18 protein-coding genes and 1 pseudogene are annotated in these 18,560 nt (G+C 41.1%); 12 read left to right on the top strand and 7 right to left on the bottom strand.

The genetic code is table 11. The annotated features are described in order from the left end of the window. Positions 1–216: 216 nt before the first annotated feature. The 3 genes from NSTC731_RS15335 to cysS form a co-directional block, all read right to left on the bottom strand. Positions 217–1,563, bottom strand: coding sequence for a TldD/PmbA family protein (locus NSTC731_RS15335; protein WP_445631541.1), 1,347 nt, complete (start codon positions 1,561–1,563; stop codon positions 217–219). Between the two features lie 253 nt (positions 1,564–1,816). Continuing rightward, a complete protein-coding gene (locus NSTC731_RS15330; RefSeq protein ID WP_445631540.1) occupies positions 1,817–3,256 on the bottom strand; it encodes a TldD/PmbA family protein in 1,440 nt (479 codons plus the stop codon). A gap of 117 nt (positions 3,257–3,373) precedes the next feature. Continuing rightward, the gene (cysS, locus tag NSTC731_RS15325; RefSeq protein WP_445631539.1) at positions 3,374–4,819 is read right to left on the bottom strand and encodes a cysteine--tRNA ligase; all 1,446 of its coding nucleotides are present in this window, start codon (positions 4,817–4,819) and stop codon (positions 3,374–3,376) included. Between the two features lie 137 nt (positions 4,820–4,956). Between cysS and NSTC731_RS15320 the strand changes: the two genes are divergently transcribed. The 5 genes from NSTC731_RS15320 (at position 4,957) to NSTC731_RS15300 (ending at position 9,836) form a co-directional block, all read left to right on the top strand. Beyond that, positions 4,957–6,081: a CobW family GTP-binding protein gene (locus tag NSTC731_RS15320; protein ID WP_445631538.1), complete on the top strand. Its 1,125-nt coding sequence runs from the start codon at positions 4,957–4,959 to the stop codon at positions 6,079–6,081. A gap of 370 nt (positions 6,082–6,451) precedes the next feature. Then, positions 6,452–6,904 (top strand): D-aminoacyl-tRNA deacylase, encoded by a 453-nt coding sequence (gene dtd, locus NSTC731_RS15315; RefSeq protein ID WP_445631537.1) that lies wholly within the window; start codon positions 6,452–6,454, stop codon positions 6,902–6,904. A 103-nt stretch (positions 6,905–7,007) separates the two neighbouring features. After that, positions 7,008–7,349 (top strand): photosystem II reaction center protein Psb28, encoded by a 342-nt coding sequence (gene psb28, locus NSTC731_RS15310; protein WP_445631536.1) that lies wholly within the window; start codon positions 7,008–7,010, stop codon positions 7,347–7,349. 101 nt (positions 7,350–7,450) lie between these two features. Next, complete coding sequence (locus NSTC731_RS15305) at positions 7,451–7,954, top strand: MogA/MoaB family molybdenum cofactor biosynthesis protein (RefSeq protein ID WP_445631535.1); 504 nt, start codon at positions 7,451–7,453, stop codon at positions 7,952–7,954. 130 nt (positions 7,955–8,084) lie between these two features. After that, a complete protein-coding gene (locus NSTC731_RS15300) occupies positions 8,085–9,836 on the top strand; it encodes a diguanylate cyclase (protein ID WP_445631534.1) in 1,752 nt (583 codons plus the stop codon). A 194-nt stretch (positions 9,837–10,030) separates the two neighbouring features. On the opposite strand, the gene mraY is transcribed toward NSTC731_RS15300, so the two are convergent. Beyond that, positions 10,031–11,134, bottom strand: a complete 1,104-nt coding sequence (gene mraY, locus NSTC731_RS15295) for a phospho-N-acetylmuramoyl-pentapeptide-transferase (RefSeq protein ID WP_445631533.1) — start codon at positions 11,132–11,134, stop codon at positions 10,031–10,033. Between the two features lie 79 nt (positions 11,135–11,213). Further along, on the bottom strand, positions 11,214–11,456 hold the full coding sequence (locus NSTC731_RS15290; RefSeq protein WP_322711499.1) for a DUF3134 domain-containing protein: 243 nt from the start codon (positions 11,454–11,456) through the stop codon (positions 11,214–11,216). A gap of 244 nt (positions 11,457–11,700) precedes the next feature. On the opposite strand from NSTC731_RS15290, the gene NSTC731_RS15285 reads away from it, so the two are divergent. The 5 genes and pseudogenes from NSTC731_RS15285 to NSTC731_RS15265 all read left to right on the top strand — a co-directional run. Beyond that, entirely contained in the window at positions 11,701–12,285 is a 585-nt protein-coding gene (locus NSTC731_RS15285; protein ID WP_445631532.1) for a PAP/fibrillin family protein, read from the top strand. A gap of 307 nt (positions 12,286–12,592) precedes the next feature. Continuing rightward, positions 12,593–12,808 carry a photosystem I reaction center subunit IV gene (locus NSTC731_RS15280; protein WP_094349537.1) on the top strand — a complete coding sequence of 72 codons (216 nt, stop codon included), beginning with the start codon at positions 12,593–12,595 and terminating at the stop codon, positions 12,806–12,808. Positions 12,809–13,059: 251 nt separating this feature from the next. Next, entirely contained in the window at positions 13,060–13,920 is an 861-nt protein-coding gene (locus NSTC731_RS15275; RefSeq protein WP_445631531.1) for a DNA-formamidopyrimidine glycosylase, read from the top strand. A 110-nt stretch (positions 13,921–14,030) separates the two neighbouring features. Further along, positions 14,031–14,246 (top strand): NAD(P)H-quinone oxidoreductase subunit O, encoded by a 216-nt coding sequence (locus NSTC731_RS15270; protein ID WP_194042991.1) that lies wholly within the window; start codon positions 14,031–14,033, stop codon positions 14,244–14,246. Between the two features lie 71 nt (positions 14,247–14,317). Then, positions 14,318–14,551: pseudogene (locus NSTC731_RS15265) on the top strand (malate dehydrogenase); the annotation flags it as partial. Positions 14,552–14,656: 105 nt separating this feature from the next. Here the strand turns inward: NSTC731_RS15265 and NSTC731_RS15260 are convergent. Continuing rightward, positions 14,657–15,049, bottom strand: coding sequence for a translation initiation factor (locus NSTC731_RS15260; RefSeq protein ID WP_445631530.1), 393 nt, complete (start codon positions 15,047–15,049; stop codon positions 14,657–14,659). A 90-nt stretch (positions 15,050–15,139) separates the two neighbouring features. Then, entirely contained in the window at positions 15,140–15,622 is a 483-nt protein-coding gene (locus NSTC731_RS15255) for a hypothetical protein (protein WP_445631529.1), read from the bottom strand. Positions 15,623–15,953: 331 nt separating this feature from the next. Between NSTC731_RS15255 and NSTC731_RS15250 the strand changes: the two genes are divergently transcribed. Both NSTC731_RS15250 and NSTC731_RS15245 read left to right on the top strand, forming a co-directional pair. Further along, entirely contained in the window at positions 15,954–16,628 is a 675-nt protein-coding gene (locus tag NSTC731_RS15250) for a hypothetical protein (RefSeq protein WP_445631528.1), read from the top strand. Beyond that, positions 16,585–18,558 (top strand): ATP-binding protein, encoded by a 1,974-nt coding sequence (locus tag NSTC731_RS15245; RefSeq protein WP_445631527.1) that lies wholly within the window; start codon positions 16,585–16,587, stop codon positions 18,556–18,558. Before NSTC731_RS15250 ends, NSTC731_RS15245 begins: the two co-directional genes overlap by 44 nt. Positions 18,559–18,560 lie beyond the last annotated feature (2 nt).

The following is an 18,560-nucleotide window of genomic DNA, read 5'->3' as shown; positions in this document are numbered from 1 at the left end:
CTCCCCGTTAGAGTAGATTTCTAGGTTCTATCGCGCCCCTTATGCTAAAGTGACTTACGCTATTATTAAATACCAAGCTAGAAAACTGCAAAACCCTTTCTGCATAAGGATAACAGGTTTAAAAAAGTATGGATTTAATATTAGGAACCATAAAGGGAGCGATAGAGCCTATTTATACCTGTTAGCTTTTGATTTCCTGTCAGCAGATAATTACGATTACAAAGTATATGTAAAATCCTCTACCAGCATACCGGGAACTAAACTACCTCCAAGTTGACGACTTTCATAAGTTCCTACTTCGGGAATGAATTCTTGAAAATTGGTTAAATCTACTAAGTTTTCTCCCCAAAAGCGGTAGAGACTTTCGTCAAAACGTAAGTTTTCAATGGGGGCAAGAATTTCTCCGTTTTCTACCCAAAAACAAGCATAACGGGTCATACCTGTGATTCTACCAGTGTGGCGATCGCTCCAATTCAAGTAATGCAAATTAGATACATATAATCCTGTATCTAAACTCGGAAGAATCTGCTCAAATACTAAATTTCCCGGACTCACTTCTGGCGCTCGTAAAGTCTCTGAACCATTAGCGCCATTGGCAATTTTTTGATATTCCTTAGCAGTGCGAGAATTCACCAAAGTATTTACCAAACGTCCTTTTTCGATTACAGGTAACTCCGGTGCTGCCATTTCTCCCAATTCATTAAATCGCGGCACTAATCCCTGCTGAAAATTTTCTTTTAAACTAAATCTTAGAGAAAGTTGTTTTTCTTGACGCGATAAAGCAGCTAAAGCACTGTTTCCTTGTTGGATATCAGCTTCGCTTACCGCTCCCCAAGAAAGCATTAATAATAAATCTGCAACAGCAGCAGGTGCAAAATAAGTTTTGTATTGTCCCCGTGGCAGTTCTTTTGTTGGGTGAGCAAGCAATTCTAGTTGTTTTTTAGCTTCGCTAATTTTGGCTATATATTTAGATTCATCCCAATTACTCCCGGCAAATGTGCCCTTAACTGCTTGTCCAGATGAGGAAAATAGAGAATAATCTAAGGTAAAAGAATCAGTAGCAAACCAATGTTTTTGACCGCTAGAATCACCATAAGCTTTAATTATCACTCCCCCTGCATATATCCCTGTAAAATCCAATTCAGCAACTAGTTCAAGTACAGTCGGGACTACTGCCTTAGCCGCCAATAAATTTCCAGAATGTATTTCTCTACTGAGATTATTTCCTGATGGCAAAACTAGATATGGATCGACAGGTAGTAGAATAAGTTCGTCACGTAGTTCTTGCAAAGCACTATATGCTAACTGCCAGTCTACCTCCCAATTTCCAGTAAAAGGAAACTGCCGAACACTATTGCGCTGATTTTGCATCAAAGTTAGTTCTATCCAACCATCAGCAACACAACCAGTCTGACGCACTTTCGCATGATTAAAACGAGTAAATTGACTTATTTCACTACTAAGTCTTACAGTGAATTGTTCATTTTCTGCTTTTTTGATCAGCAGACTTTCAATCAGTCGATTAAAGCTGACTTCTAACGCAGATAATTCTTCAATTTTCATGGATATTAAAAATTAATAGGGAATAAAGAGAGGGAGAAAGTTAGGAGTTAGGAGTTAGGAGTTAGGAGTTAAAAGAATTTTTAGAAGTAGCTAGGCGAAAATAAATTAAAGTTTGGAGTAAGGACTTTAGTCCTGATAATCATTTTTTTGAGGGATGAATCGCTTACTACAAGCTAGGATTTTATTTGATGTTAATTATGCCTATTTACTTAATTTAAAACTCCTAACTACCAACTCATAACTATTGTATTTTTCAAGTTCCTCCACCAAAAACTTCGACATTAGCAAATACACAAACAGGTGAACCGTGTCCTACCCAAATGGCCTGATTTGGTTCTCCTTTGCCACAATAAGGAGTACCATACATTTGCCAGTTTGTGGCATCTCCGACTTTAATTAAACTATGCCAAAACTCTGGTGTTGTGGCGCGATAGTTGGGATTACGAAGGGTTTTGGTAAGTTTACCGTTTTCAATTAATTTAGCGTACTCACAACCAAATTGGAATTTGTAGCGGCGATCGTCAATTGACCAAGAACGGTTAGATTCCATGTAAACGCCGTGTTCTATCTCGCCAATAATGTCTTCAAAAGTGCCGTTTAAAGGCTCTAAATTCAAGTTACCCATGCGATCGATCGCTGGTCGATTCCATGAGCAAGCACGGGCACAGGCAACTCCTGCTACACCTGCTCTTGCTTGACTTTCCAGACTGCCTAAACCCCGTTGCAGTACACCTTCTTTAACCAAATACTCCCGCGTTGCTACAGCACCGGTATCATCAAAGCCGTAGCTAGAAAATTCACCAGCCACGGTAGGATCAAAGGTAATGTTCATCAACGGCGAACCATATACGAGGTTGCCAAAATCACTTTTATTAACAAAGCTGCCCCCAGCATAGTTACGCTCATCTCCCAAAATTCGGTCAATTTCTAGGGGATGCCCAACACTTTCATGGATTTGCAGCATCATTTGATCTGGGGCTAAAACTAAATTGGTACGGGTGGTTGGGCATTCTTCTGCTGTCAATAGTTCTACTGCTTGTTCGCCTATTTGCCGCACCCGATGCCATAAGTTTTCTTGTTTTAAGAGTTCGAGTCCGCCTTGGTAACAGTTTGCTTGCGAGCCGTTGTTGCTGCGCTGTTGTACAACCGCTCCATCTTGGGCAGTAGCTCCGTAATTCGTGCCTATAGATAGGATTTTTTGATAGACTTCTGAGCCGTTACTGCTAATAAACCAAGATTCTCGCTCAGTTGTGCTAGCACTAGCTATGGTTTGCACAATTTTGTCGTCAACTTTGAGCGTTTGGCAAATACGAACCAGTAAATCGTTGATTTCCCCTGGACTTAGAGCATCCAATGGCTTAAGAAAGGGAGATTTATATTCACCAACGACTTTAGGGCGCTCACTTTCACGGAAGGGATGTATCCACCATTCACTGGCTGCTAGTGCCTGGTTATAGGCTGTTTGAGCAGCAGTTTGCAGGGAAGATAATTCTAGGGAGTTAGTAGCTGCGTAACCCAGACAGCCATTCACCAAAACTTCCAGCATAGCTCCGACAGTGAAGGATTTGCCGTTTAGTTGGGGTAAGGCGTCACGGACTGAACGGGTAGTAGAAGTCTCCTTTACGGCTCTAATACCAATCCAATCTGCGGGAATATCGAAACTAGCGATCGCTTTTTTGAGTTCAGACCACATAAAGAATGGGGAATAAAGAATAAAGAATAAAGAATGGGAATGGGGAATGGGGCATGGGGCATGGGGAATGGTACAAAGGAGAGGATATTTCCCTCCTACTCCTACTCTCCACTCTCTCTAATTCCGATGCCAGCGCGTGCCATCACGACTATCAATTAGCGTAATACCTTGTGCTTGAAGTTCGTCACGAATGCGATCGCTTTCGGCAAAATTTTTGCCTTTACGTGCTTCTTGCCTTTGCTGAATTTTCGCCTCAATTTCTACATCGCTTAAACCATTAGTTGTTTGAGTTTCGGCTTCTATCTCGGCTTCTAAACCCAAGACTCCAGCTAAAGTGACGAGAGTTTGCCATTGACGCTGTAACTCATCAGGGGAAGTTTCGGTTTTCCCTTCATGCACAAGAATATTTCCCTCACGGCGCAGTTCTTTGGCTAATTCAAACAGCACTGTTAACCCACCAGGAAAATTAAAGTCGTTATTTACGGTTTCTTGAAAGCGTTCAACAGTTTCAGGAAGTAGTGAGGTAGTCTCCACTCCCCATCCTAGTTTTTCACCGTATTGGTGGCCGAAGAGTAAACCTTCTTTAATGGTGTGCCAGCCATTGGTTGCTGCGGCGATCGCTTCGTCGGTAAAATCAATTGGTGTGCGATATTGAGCGGTCAGCACGAACAACCGTACTGCCATCGGGTCAACTCCTCGATCCAGTAAGTCTCTAATAGTGGTAAAGTTGCCCAAAGATTTGGACATTTTTTCACCATCTACTTTCACCATGCCGTTATGCAACCAATAACGCGCTAATGGTTTTCCGGTTACAGCCTCAGATTGGGCAATTTCGTTTTCGTGATGGGGAAAAATTAAGTCAGCACCACCAGCGTGAATATCTATGGTATCACCCAAGCGATCGCGCACCATTGCCGAGCATTCTATATGCCACCCCGGACGACCTGCGCCCCACGGTGATTCCCAAGCAGGTTCTCCCGGTTTTGCTGCTTTCCACAAAGCAAAATCAAAAGGGTCTTTCTTTTTCTGGTACTCTGGATCTTCTACATTGACGCGCTCGCTTTTCCCAGCTTGCATATCCTCTAACTTGCGTCCAGAAAGCTTGCCATACTCAGCAAACTGCCGCACTGCATAATACACATCGCCTTCAGATGGGTAAGCAAAACCTTTATTTTCCAACTCATGAATTAACCGTTGAATGCCATTCATCGTGTGAGTAGCGCGGGGATACTCATCAGCTTCTTTGATTCCCAACCGCGCCATATCCTCAAAATATGCTTTGATAAAGCGATCGGCTATCATATCCATTGATGAATGTTCAACACAGGCTCGATTAAGAATCTTGTCATCAATATCAGTAAAATTTTGGATATATCGGACTTCATAGCCGATAAACTGGAGGTATCGGCGTACTACGTCCCAAACGATGCAAGCTCTAGCATGACCCAAATGGCAGTAGTCATATACCGTCACGCCGCAGTAATACATCTTAACCTTGCCTGTTTCGACTGTTTCAAACGGTTCTTGACGACGGGTGAGGGTATTGTAAAGGGTTAGGGTCATAACAGAGTAATGCTGAAATAGAGAGATACGTAATAATAGGGTAAAGCAGCTGGGATGACAGTCCAGCATCCCTATGCTAGTGTTTTCTGGACTATCTGCGCTACATTACTCTTTTTTGACTATTTGATAACAGCGCTATGCAATCAGCAGTTAAACCCGAATCTTCGGCAATGGATACGCCCAAACAAGGAATGCCAGTAACAATTATTACGGGTTTCCTCGGTAGCGGCAAGACGACTTTACTCAATCATATCCTCAACAACCAACAGGGTTTAAAAACCGCTGTTCTAGTGAATGAATTTGGCGAAATTGGCATCGACAACGAGCTAATTGTTTCCACTGGTGAGAACATGGTGGAGCTAAATAATGGTTGTATCTGCTGCACTATTAATAATGATTTGGTAGATGCAGTTTACAAAGTTTTAGAACGCCAAGAAAATCTAGATTATCTAGTAGTGGAAACAACTGGATTGGCAGATCCGCTACCAGTAGCTTTAACATTTCTCGGCACAGAGTTGCGGGATTTAACCCGCTTAGATTCGATTATTACTGTGGTAGACGCGGCTAATTACAGCCTAGATTTATTTAACTCTGAGGCAGCATACAGCCAAATTGCTTATGGTGATGTGATTGTGCTGAACAAGGCAGATTTAGTTGATGAAGCCACTTTGAACCAGTTAGAAAGAAAAATTAACGAAGTCAAGGAAGGAGCAAGAATTATCCGCGCGACGCGATCGCAAGTGCCACTTCCTTTAATTTTGAGTGTTGGTCTGTTTGAGTCTGATAAATATTTTGACACAGTGGTGGATGAACACGACCATCACGATCGTCACGACCATGACCATGACCATGACCACTCAACATGCGGTCACGATCATCACGACCATGACCATGACCATGACCATGACCATCACGGCCATCACCATCATTCTCACCATTTAGAAAATGATGGTTTTACTTCCATCTCTTTCCAAAGTGACAAGCCTTTTTCTATTAGGAAGTTTCAGTATTTCTTAGATAATCAGCTACCCTCAAATATCTTCCGAGCCAAGGGGATTATGTGGTTTGATGAAAGCCCGAAGCGTCATATTTTCCACCTTTGTGGTAAACGCTTCACCTTGGATGATGATGAATGGAAAGGCCAACTGAAAAACCAGTTAGTACTGATTGGTCAAAATTTGGATCGTGAGACTTTAATTAGTCAACTCGAAAACTGCATTTGTCTACCTTCAACCTCTCGCGGTAAAGGGTTTGGCAAATAAAAGTTAGAAGTTAGAAACTTACTACTCGTTCCCAGGTGGAACCTGGGAATGTATTCTCAATGGCTCCGCCATCAATTTTAAGTAAAATGAGAGAATAGCGATCGCTTTCTGAATACAGAAAGTTTCAGCAAGAAACTCACAAGTTTTATCGAACATTAAGAATTTTTATCGGGTGGTAGACACTCGTTGTTTTTACAGCAGATTTCAGGGAAATGAGGTACAAAATTTCATAAAAAAGTCATATACCAAGAGACTTGAAACCTTATTCCCCATTCCCTATTCCATGTTCCCTGTTCCCTATTCCCTATTCCCTATTCCCTACTGTATATATTGCTCTAAAATCAAAACGTTGATAAATGTTCTGATTAAAATGCGCGTTGTTATCCAGCGAGTCAAATCATCTCAAGTTACAGTGAATGATGAAATTGTCGGTAAAATTGGGCGGGGGCTAAATTTGCTCGTAGGTATAGCCAATACCGATACTGATGCTGAAATTGACTGGATGGTGCGTAAGTGCTTAGAGTTGCGGCTGTTTCCTGACGAAGGAGGAGACGACCGTTGGCAAAAATCTGTACAAGAAATTGGCGGCGATTTGTTAGTAGTCAGTCAATTTACCCTTTATGGTGACTGTCGCAAAGGTCGCCGTCCTTCTTTTGACCGTTCAGCCGCTCCCCAATCGGCAGAAGATTTGTATAATCGTTTTGTTATCAAGTTAAGAGCTAGCGGGTTGCAGGTAGAAACTGGTAAATTTGGTGCAATGATGCAAGTTATCATTGAAAACGATGGGCCCGTAACTTTGTTACTTGAAAAAGAAGCAATTTAAGTATATACACTAAAAACTGAATCACAGTAGCTTCTAGACCGTGGTGTTCTAATTGATGAGAGAATATTAAATTAACCATCACCAAAGTTTAAATTCATTCATCATGGCGAAAATCCAGTTTTCTAGAGGTCTTGACGAAGAGGTAATTCCAGATGTGCGCTTAACGCGATCGCGTACTGGAGATAGTGGTACAGCGACCTTTATTTTTACGAATCCGAAAATTTTAGATCAAGGTACTACCGAAGATATTACCGGAATGTACTTGATTGACGAAGAAGGCGAGATAATTACCCGTGAAGTTAAAGCTAAATTTATTAACGGGAAACCGGAAGAATTAGAAGCACTTTACATAATGAAATCTGCCCAAGAATGGGATCGCTTTATGCGCTTCATGGAGCGGTATGCTGAAGAAAACGATCTGGGATTGAGTAAAAATGAGGCATAGGGCATAGGGCATAGGGCATCGGGCATCGGGCATTGGTAACTGTCAATGCGTCATTTACCATGCCCAATTATTCATTATTAAAAGTTCATGAGTGACATATAATGCCACAACCCCATCCAGACTCGCCTGGAGTTTTAGTAACTTGTGCTGTGGTTACTGTCAGCGATACACGCACTTTGGAAACAGACAAAAGTGGCCAGCTAATTCAGCAGTTACTCCTTGGTGCTAACCATGCTGTAGGAGCCTACACGATTATCAAAGATGAACCGACACAAATTCAAGAGCAGATAGAAAATCTGGGCAAAAGCGCAAATTTGGATGCTGTAATTTTTAATGGTGGTACAGGTATTGCACCAAGAGATACGACCTATGATGCTATTGAGAAGTTACTAGAGAAAACTTTGCCAGGATTTGGTGAGTTATTTCGTTTTTTAAGTTATCAAGAAATTGGTTCGCGGGCGATCGCTTCTCGCGCTGTTGCTGGTGTTTATCAAGATAAATTAATTTTCTCGCTTCCTGGTTCCAGTAATGCTGTGCGACTGGCGATGGAAAAACTGATTTTACCCGAACTCACTCACCTGGTAAGTCAGGTTTGTAAGGGTTGAAATGAGCAACCTTTCAGAAAGCTACCATAAAATTTAGGTATGAAGCACTGAAATCATCCTTTATCCACTTACACCTTGAGACTACCTAGAATTATAGTGAAACGGATGAAATTTTAATATCAGGTCAGTAATGGAACCTATTTCCTGGAATTGCATAATTGCTCATAGCATTACTGCATTTTCATACTTTGGTATCCCCATAATCATAGGGGTTTTCTTTGCCAAAACTAAGGCAACTATCCCTCCTAAGTTTTGGCTAGCCTTTTTCTTATCAGGTGGATTCGTACTATTTTGCGGATTTCATCACCTTCTGACGATCTTCGAGCCACATATGGCAGTGTCCCTGCTGCACTTAGGTGTGCTTGATGTAATGGCATTTATTTCTTTATCTGCTTTACTCTACCTAATGCCAACCGCTTATCAAATTGTAGAGGCGATCGCCAGATATCAAGAAGATACCCGCGAACTGCAACGTAGCCAGCAGATGCAACGGCTATTCCTAGATCAGGGGCCATTTGCAGCATATATCAAAGATGAACAATCTAGAGTGCTTTACTACAACCAGGAAATACAGTCTAGATTTTCTGTAGATTCACAAGAATGGTTGGGAAAAACTGATAGTGAATTCTTGCCAGATCCAGAAGAGGGGCGGCAGGTTATGGAGAACGATCGAGTTGTTTTGAAGACTCTACGTCCTTTGAAGCTAATTGAAGAGGTAAAAGTATCTAGTAACAATCAGCCGTGTTACTGGCTATCGTTTAAGTTTCCGTTTAGCGATTACGCAACGGGTGCTTACCGGATTGGGGGAATCAGTATTGATATTACAGAATCCATAGAAGTACAGCGATCGCTAACTGACTTAAATCGGCAGTTAGAAGAAAAGACACTGAAATTGGAAGCAAAAAAACGAGAACTTATATATCTCTCAGATATGGCGGAGATGCTTTATTCTTGCGAGTCTGAAGATGAGGTGTATCAAGTAGTTGCTTTAACGTGTTCCAAGCTATTTCCGAATATGAGTGGTTCTATTTATATAATTGCTAATTCTAAAAATTATGTTCAGATGAATAGTTTTTGGGGAGGTGAAAGAAGAAGTAAAGAAATATTTTCACTATCTGATTGTTGGGCTTTGCGGAGAGGAAAATTAAATCTTTTATCGCCTCGTAATTCAGGACTAATGTGCAGTCACTTAATACAGCCTGTTAGCGGCACACATTTGTGCATTCCATTGTTTGCACAAGGCGAAGTAGTTGGCAGTTTACACCTCGACGCGCTTGAAGAAATCAGTCTAGAAGAGCGACAAACTTCTGAGATTATTGCTAGAACATTAGGCATTGCACTGAATAATCTATCGATCAAACAACGTCTAACCTATGAAAACTTGCGGGATGGGATGACCCAACTATTCAATCAAAGCTATATGGAAACCATCACGGAACAAAGGTTAGCTGAAGCGGAACGATCGGGACAACCTCTTAGTATTATTTTTCTTGATATCGATAACTTTAAATCTTACAATTCGCGCTACGGACACGTGACTGCCAACATTGTTCTCCAGGGATTAGCAAAGTTACTGTTAAAATCTATTCGCTCCTTTGACATTGCTTGCAGATGGGGTGGTGAAGAGTTTGTGATTGTTATGCCTAATATGACACTGGAAACGCTCAGAAAGCGAGTAGAACAATTAAGGGTAGATATTGAACGAATGCAATTGAAGGACGGCGATCGGCTCCTCGAAAGCATCACCGCTTCTTTTGGAATAGCTGTATCAGAACCAGGAATTACGGTTAAAGATTTTCTAAATCGGGCAAATCAAGCGATGCTTGAGGCAAAGCGAACAGGAAAGAATCGAGTTAGAGAATATATAAATACCTATAATTGAAGAATAAAGAATTTAGAATACCGCAAGCAGTCAAACAATTTTAGGTTTTAGATTTTAGATTTTCGATTGACTCTATAACTATCCTTTGCGCTTGTGTTGGCATAGAAATCAGAAACTTATAAATTTGCCTATAAAAAAACAACTCCCTGAAGATGTGGGAGTTGTTTTTTATATTCAAGCAGTTTTTAAAACATTTAGAATGGAGCGATCGCTAAACAAATAGTAGCCAAAATAGCAGCGATTATATAAAACACTCCAACCACTTGTAATTCTGACCAGCCAGTAAGTTCTAAATGATGGTGTAAAGGTGCCATTTTAAAGAGGCGTTTGCCTTTGCCATCGGGGCCCTTCGTGGCTTTGTAATAAGTTACCTGTGCCATCACCGAAAGGGTTTCTACGAAGAAGATACCACTGAGAATAAACAGACCTACTAAGGTATTTGTTAATAGTGCTACAGCAGCTAAAGCTCCTCCCAGTGCCAGGGAACCAGTATCTCCCATGAAAACGCGGGCTGGGTTGCGATTATGGGCTAAGAAACCTAAACACCCGCCACTTAAAGCAGCACAGAAAACCATCAATCCTGGTGCTGTTGGTGCGACTAAAGCACCTAATGCCAAAAGTGCGATCGCTACTGTTCCTGCTGCCAAGCCATCAATACCATCTGTTAAATTAGTCGCATTACTTTCTGCAACTAGCACAAAACCTGCTAAAGGCCAAAATAGAAATCCTAATGGTAGTGTGAAGCTCACCCAAGGCAAAGCAATATTTGTAATATTAGAAGGTTGATTAAACATCAGCCATAGACAAAACATAGCCGCAAAACTCACCTGCAAAGCCAGTTTTGTTTGTGGAGATATACCTTTATTTGATTTCCGGCGCAGAATTTGCCAATCGTCGAGCCAGCCAATCAATCCATAGCTGATGGTCAAAGCCGAAACAGCAAGCACCTCTTTAGAAAAGTTAGACAATATGCAGGCAAGCAACACAGATACAGGTATAAAAAATATACCACCCATTGTGGGAGTGCCTGCCTTTTTGAGATGAGCTTGAGGCCCATCTTCACGAATTATTTGTCCAGTTTTAAGTGCTTGAAGTAAAGGTATTACCCAATAGCCCACCACACCTGAACCCAATGCACACAACAGTAATGGCAGGGTTAACGACATACTTTGCCAAGGTAGCCGATTGGCCATCGAATCCAAGAAAAATGCTGTTGTACCTAACCCTACGGCTAATAAAGAGGCTAGAGCGATTCCAGAAATGTTTAATCCTTGCTCAGGAGATAATTTAGCGTCCACAGAAGTTTCCCTTCACTCCACACTTATAAAATTGAATACCATTAACTAGGGATACTACCAATTCCATAGCCTGAAAAGGCTAATTCTCAGCGATTCCTATATCATCATCTTCATCATCATCGAGGTCGTAGCCAATTCCATCTTCTACACCCATTAAGGAGTCTATTCCTTCTTCGTCAGCTTGAAAATCCGGTTCGTGAAGGTCACGCGCGATGATGCGACCGTTATTTTGTAACCAGTCCAACAAAGAAGATTCTGGCTTTAGGGGGATGACATCGGCTCGCTGGTTACGGGGTTCTTCACGTAATGGAGAGTTCAACATATCGAGTGAGGACAAGAAAAGGTTTACGTAAGTTGACATTTAGAGTCTATCACTTGACACGGATTAATTTAGTTATCTTTTCAACCCTTTAGTTGATAAATCCGCATTCAGATAGAAATTTTTTTATTTAATAAGCATAAGGCTTAAGTCAAGCGATTCTTAGTAATTTTTATGGCTGTACATATATGTCATTAATATCTTGTTTATGCTGATGGAAAGTGAGTGATTTTTGAGGTGACAGGCGATGATGCCAAAAGCGGCTCTTATGGATGCGATCGCACTTACTAATCGCGGTTTACTGGCGACCGAAGAACAGAAACAGGCTATCTTAATCGCGATCGCCTATTTAGAAGACTTTAATCCTACACCCCGTCCGGTGGAAGCTAGTAATTTGCTAGATGGCAATTGGCGATTACTATACACCAATAGCAAGGCTCTTTTAAACTTAGATCGTTTACCTTTATGTAAACTAGGTCAAATCTATCAGTATATCCGGGTAGATACTACCAGTGTTTACAACATAGCTGAGATTTATGGCTTACCTTATTTAGAAGGATTAGTCAGCGTTGCTGCTAAATTTGAGCCAGTTTCAGGTCGGCGTGTCCAAGTAAAATTTGAGCGTTCTATTATCGGCTTACAACGTTTAATAGAATACAATTCTCCGGTAACTTTTATCCAACAAATTGAAGCAGGTAGAAAATTTCCCGGAATTGATGTTGCCATAAACAGTGACAAACAGCAAGGCTGGTTAGATATCACTTATATAGATAACGACCTACGGATCGGCAGAGGTAATGAGGGAAGTGTGTTTGTCTTAACTAAAACATAAGCTTTTACAAAATAGCTATTTGCGAATGAAGGTACACTATAACGTTTACCTTGTCAAGTAGGGTTTAATACCTTTTGTAATTTTGGATGTGGTATGGAGTCGGGAGTGAAGAAGGGAATAGGGTACAGGTTACAGGGTACAGATTATTCCCTATCACCTTTCACCTGTAACCTCTCCCCTAATCCAATGCCCACTCCTCAATTCAGACAAATAACTTAACAAAGACTCTTGCTGCGACCTTGAGGTTGTAGAGTGAAATCAATTAGCCCTCTAGATTGGCGATTGATAACTAAAAGGGAAAATAATCATGGTTCAACGTGGTTCTAAAGTACGTATTCTCCGCCCTGAATCCTACTGGTTTCAGGATCTAGGAACTGTGGCTTCCATCGACCAAAGCGGCATCAAATACCCTGTAATTGTCCGCTTTGAAAAGGTCAATTACTCTGGTATTAATACCAACAACTTTGCCCAGGATGAATTAGTCGAGGTTGAAGCACCAAAGGCTAAAGCACCGAAAAAATAGCAGCAAAGCTACAAGGGGGTTGTTTGATGCGATGATGAAGGGTAGTCTCAAGTCTGAAGTATGAAGTCTGAAAATTTCAGTTCATTCATTCTTTGTCCTAGCCTACCCTAATCTACGAGAGCCGCCCTGCGGGTATTTACGGTTTCTTTTGGGTAGTAATACGAGCCATCTACGGCTATGTAAGTTACTACCCCATCTTTTCTAGCTCGAACCCTCAAATAAATCACAATTGCCTGCTTAACTCAGCTTGAATGCCCGAACTGCCTGAAGTTGAAACAGTCCGAAGGGGTCTAAATCAATTGACCCTCAACCAAGAAATTACGGGAGGAGATGTGTTGCTCGATCGCACCATCGCCTACCCGTTTTCTGTTGGTGAGTTTGTTAATGGAATTAAAAATAATGCGATCGCTACTTGGCATCGTCGCGGTAAATATCTCCTCGCCGAACTCTCCTCGTCTTCCGGCTGGCTAGGGGTTCATTTGCGAATGACCGGTCAACTATTATGGCTGGATAGAGATGAACCATTACACAAGCACACGCGGGTTAGATTATTCTTTGGGGATCGACAAGAATTACGCTTTGTTGACCAGCGAACCTTCGGTAAAATATGGTGGGTTCCGCCTGGTGTTGCTGTAGAAAGCATTATCACTGGTTTGGCAAAACTGGCAGCAGATCCATTTTCATCAGAATTTACTGTTGAATATCTAGCAAACAAACTCCAAAACCGTCGCCGTCCGATTAAGACTGCGCTACTAGATCAATCCGTGGTGGCGGGATTAGGTAACATCTATGCTGATGAAGCATTATTTAAGAGTGGAATTTTCCCTGAAACCTTGTGTATAGATTTGCAGCTAAAGCAAATTGAACGTTTGCGAACAGCGATAATTCAGGTGTTAGAAACCAGCATTGAGGCTGGTGGTACGACATTTAGTAATTTTTTGAATGTTAAAGGTACTAATGGCAATTATGGTGGTGTAGCCTGGGTTTATAACCGCGCTGGAGAACCCTGTCGAGTTTGTGGTACAGCAATTCAACGGATCAGGTTAGCTGGGCGATCTAGTCATTTTTGCTTTGAGTGTCAAACGCTAGGGGGAGTTAGGAGACGCGATTAATCGCGTCTCTTGTACAGACGCGATTAATCGCGTCTTTACAAGAGTTAAGAATTCTAACTCGGAACTCTTTTAAAATGCAGGTGAAAGACGTTAATTTGAGAGAGGAACTTATGGCAGTTAAAAAAGGAGATATGGTTCGCGCTGTGCGCGAGAAACTAGAAAACAGTCTGGAGGCTAAAGCCAGTGATGCTCGCTTTCCTTCATATTTGTTTGAAACCAAGGGCGAAATTGTCGATATTAAAGGTGATTACGCCTTGATTAAGTTTGGGAAAGTGCCAACACCTAATATTTGGTTACGTGTGGATCAACTCGAAGAGTTTAAATAAGTAAAAAGAATTCAGGAGTCAGAAGTCAGAATTCAGCATTTATTCTGACTCCTGAATTATTGCTGAGAAAAATCGTATCTTATTTATTAAATCAGTCGCGGTTGTTGCCTGTGGCGGCGTATCTGCAAGGTGAATACGGTTTAGAAGATGTTGTAATTGGCGTTCCTTGTCGGTTGGGATGCGGTGGAATTGAGAGTATTTTGGTATTGACGCTGACTGATGAAGAAAGAGAGGGTTTGCATACTTCGGCTCGATCTGTGCGTCAAAATATTGAGCGATCGCAAGAAATCATTCGTAATTCGTAATTTGTATAAATAGCAGCCAAAATAAAAGACAGTAGGTTCTAATCCCACTGCCTTATTTGTTATTCCAAACCTTATGAAAACCAATATCACCAGATTGGTTTTGCGTTAACGGCGGTAATCCTGATCTGCGGGGTCGCCGTAGGGGTCTTCGCTGGCTGGGCGGACATCACCAAACTCCCCTGTGTCTGCGGGGTCGCCGTAAGGGTCTTCGCTAGCTGGGCGAACATTGCCGTAAGACGCAATATCTGCGGGATCGCCATAAGGGTCTTCGCTAGCTGGGCGAACATTGCCGTAAGATGCGATATCTGCGGGGTCGCCGTAAGGGTCTTCACTAGCTGGGCGAACATTGCCGTAAGATGCCGGGTCTGCGGGATCGCCGTAGGGATCTTCGCTAGCTGGACGTACATTGCGATCGCGGAATTCGGCATCTTGATCGGCTTGATCGCTGTTCGATCCCAAAAGTAAGTCTTTCGCCTTTCGGAAAAATTCATTTACCATAATCTGTCTCCTGATTTAAGTTCGTGTTTCCGACGGGCGCGATCGGCGTTATCCTCCGGGAAACCCGCTTTATACACACGCTTCACCGATCTAGAGTGCTGGAGCTGCGGATGAAGTTATACCAGTTAGATCGCGACCTGTAGCACTCCGGTTATAGCCTTGGAATTCCCGATACTTTTGTGCTTCAGATTCTGGTACTCGAATTCCTTCTGCTGGTGGTGTTACCCAGTGAGCGCGATGTTCAGCATCACGGTAATATACACGTCCGTTCTTAGAAAGATAGTACTTACCTTGCGCTCCATCTTGGGGAGCATTTTTATGTTGGTTGTAGAGGTAATAAAGTCCCGCAGCACCCGCCAATATAGCAACTTTCTGTCCTGTAGACAAGCCCTTTTTCGCTTCGGTTTGGCGATCGCTCACTGTTCTACCGACGGTATCATCAACAGGTGGTGGTACATTAGCTTTTTGGGAACCGCCTCCGCAGCTACTCAGCAAGGGCACCATTAGCAATGCCGAAAGCAGCACTGCAAATAGACGCGAAACTATTTTACGTTCTTTATATATTGTGTTCATTGGATTTCGTTCTCACCTGTATTTGCTAAAAGCCTTGCTGTTGCAAAAACAAAGTTGGAATTCCTGTTATTTCCCTGGGAATTGAAAAAACATATACCACTCAATTTACAACTGCGCAGCTACAGCGTTTCTCTGTTCATAATCGGCGATTTTCTCAAGTATTCCATCCCGCCTTTGAGAGAAACTGCATTCATCCTAAGGAAATATATTGTTGATTATTTATTAATCTATTTAGCTGAAATATTCAGCAATTTCTCGGTTATTTTTTGTGCATAAATAATTTACAAAGATACAGTTACTATGATGCTTTTTGTCAAAAAGTACACTCAATATGACATCAAAAAATACTAGCACTCGTCTTCTTTTGGCTTTATGGGATTTGGGAGGAACGCAGCAGGAAGTTAAGAAAAGTCAACTCACTAAGCGAATTGTAGCCAAAAGCCAGAGGGTAGCAGATTATCAGGGCATATTCGAGGAATTACAGAAGCAGGGGGCGATCGCAATTTCCAAAAAGGGATACTCTCTGACATCTGGCAAAGGTTTAGAGGTATTGGGTGAGGGTTTGAGGAGTGGCGATTTTAAGTTTGAAGGGACGATTGTCGGAACTTGGGCGGCGAATGCGTTGGTGAAATGGATTAGTCAGATTGATGTTGCGGTAGTTGGTGCAGATGTACCAGTTAATGGGAAGGGTGCGTTAGCGCAGCTTTCCGAAGAAATCGCTTCTTACGACGAGTTTAAGTCTGTAGCGTTAGAAGTATACGACAAGTTAAACCGAAACTACAACCTAGACGATCTGGTGCCAATTTATCGCATCAGGAGAGAAATAGGCGATCAGATCACTCGTGAAGATTTCAATGAATGGCTGCTGGAAATGCAGAAGAACGACATTGTTCAGTTAATAGGCGGAGAGATGACAGATATTACTCCTGATAAAGCTGAAGACTCAATCACAACTAAATTAAGTGGATTACGCTATTACGCCAAGCGCCTCAGTTTTGCAAATTAATCTAAATCCTGTTGTTTCTTCTTGCACACAAACCACTATGACTAGTTCTCCCATTTCCTCTATTGAGGATATTAACGCAGCTTTACAAAATCACAACCCCTTTGCACTGCCTCCATACGTAGGAAGCCAAGAAGTTTGGGGCAAAGAATTTCCTGATGTGATAACTCTCAATGCTCATGCTTCTGATGCTGTGTTTCAAGCAATTAACCAAATCAGTACTGGTCAGTACCAAAGAACTTCAATTGCTATCACAGCCGAATCAGGCACTGGGAAAACACATATTATCAGCCGTATTCGCCATCGTCTTCAGACTGAGGGTGGTGCTTTATTTATTTACGCTACTGAATTTAGTGATTTAAATAATATTAAGCACGGATTCCAGCGTATTTTGGGAGATAGTCTAGGTAAAGTTGGCAGCCAAGGAGTAACACAATGGCAAGAACTTGCCTCATCAATTGCAAATCAAGCTGTCAAGTTTATTCACCCTCAAGCTAAAACTTTGTTATCCCAAGATTTAGTACAAAAACTAAGTCGAAACGAATTAAGTAAAAACAGAACTTTAGTAAATCAATTAACAGATGCATTCCGTAAAACTAAACCTAATCTAAAGAATCCTGATATTGTCCGAGCTATCCTTTGGACACTAGCAGATTCTGAAGGACTGTACGCAGTAAATTGGTTATCTGGTTATGAACTTGCTCAATATAAAGCTAATGAACTATATTTGCCTAGTATAAGTGGTGGATCTTTTGATACTATACAGCAAGTCTTAGATTTAATTAGTGATTACAATCAGTTGCTCATTTGTTTTGATGAATTAGATAATCCATCTGAATTTAATGACGCTGGATATACAAAAGCACAGATTGTTGCTGGTTTTGTCAAAGAATTGTTTGAAAATTTTAGTAGAGGTGTCATCTTAACCGTAATGATGCCTGCAACTTGGACTAATAAAATCAAGCAATTACCTACTGGTGTATACAGTAAAGTTACAGCTCACTCTCATCCTCTTGACTTAAAATATATGGACGGAGATTCAATTATTGAGCTAGTAGCTTTGTGGTTAAAAGAATTCTATGAAAACAGAAATTTATTACCTCCTTCTAGAGTTTATCCATTTACTGAAGGTCAACTCAGAGAACTAAGTAGTGAAAAACCACCAGTAAGAAGAATTTTAGAGTGGTGCAGAGAAAACTGTAAACCTACACAACGTATAGAAAATAGAGTTGAAGAAGCTTTTAAAAAGGAAATTTCTCAAGAATTTAGTAGTTATTTAGATGATAACTATTTGTTAGCTGATGCCTTATTATTTAACTTCCAGGCTTTGAAAGATAAAACAATAGAGCGAGTAACCATTGGGGAAATTAAAGAAAAGGTAAAACAACGTGGAGGTAAAGATGATTATTTAAATTTTAAGATTATTGGGAAAGAGAATGGGAAAGATGTATGTATTGGAGTTGCTGTTCTTCAACATACTAGTGGCAGTAAGTTAGGAGCAGGATTTAGAAGGTTAAATGACTTTGATAAATTTGGATTAACTCGTGGTTGTTTCGTTCGTTCTAAATCTAAAGATAAAAAAATAAGTCGTTATATATATAATACTTATGTCGCACCACTTATATCTAAAGGTGGTGAATTTGTAGAACTAAAGGAAGAAGAAATAAAACCACTTATAGCTATTCGTTTTGTACATAAAAAACGTGAAGTAGATTATGGGTTGACAGAAGAAGAGATTTTTAAGTTTATTCAGGAGAAAGGTTCTGCCAATTATCTAGGAGCTAGTAATCCGTTACTAAAAGAAATTTTGAGTGACCCTTCGTATAAAATATCCGAAGATATTATTGAAAACAACTTAGAAATTATAGATAAAATTAACAACTCTGAATCATCTGAATCGGGTGATATTAGTGAACTAGCTATAGTGGATTAACA

It is taken from the genome of Nostoc sp. DSM 114167 (assembly GCF_052692655.1).
The sequence above is the reverse complement of the archived record's forward strand: the minus strand, read 5'-3'. Positions and strand labels throughout refer to the sequence as shown.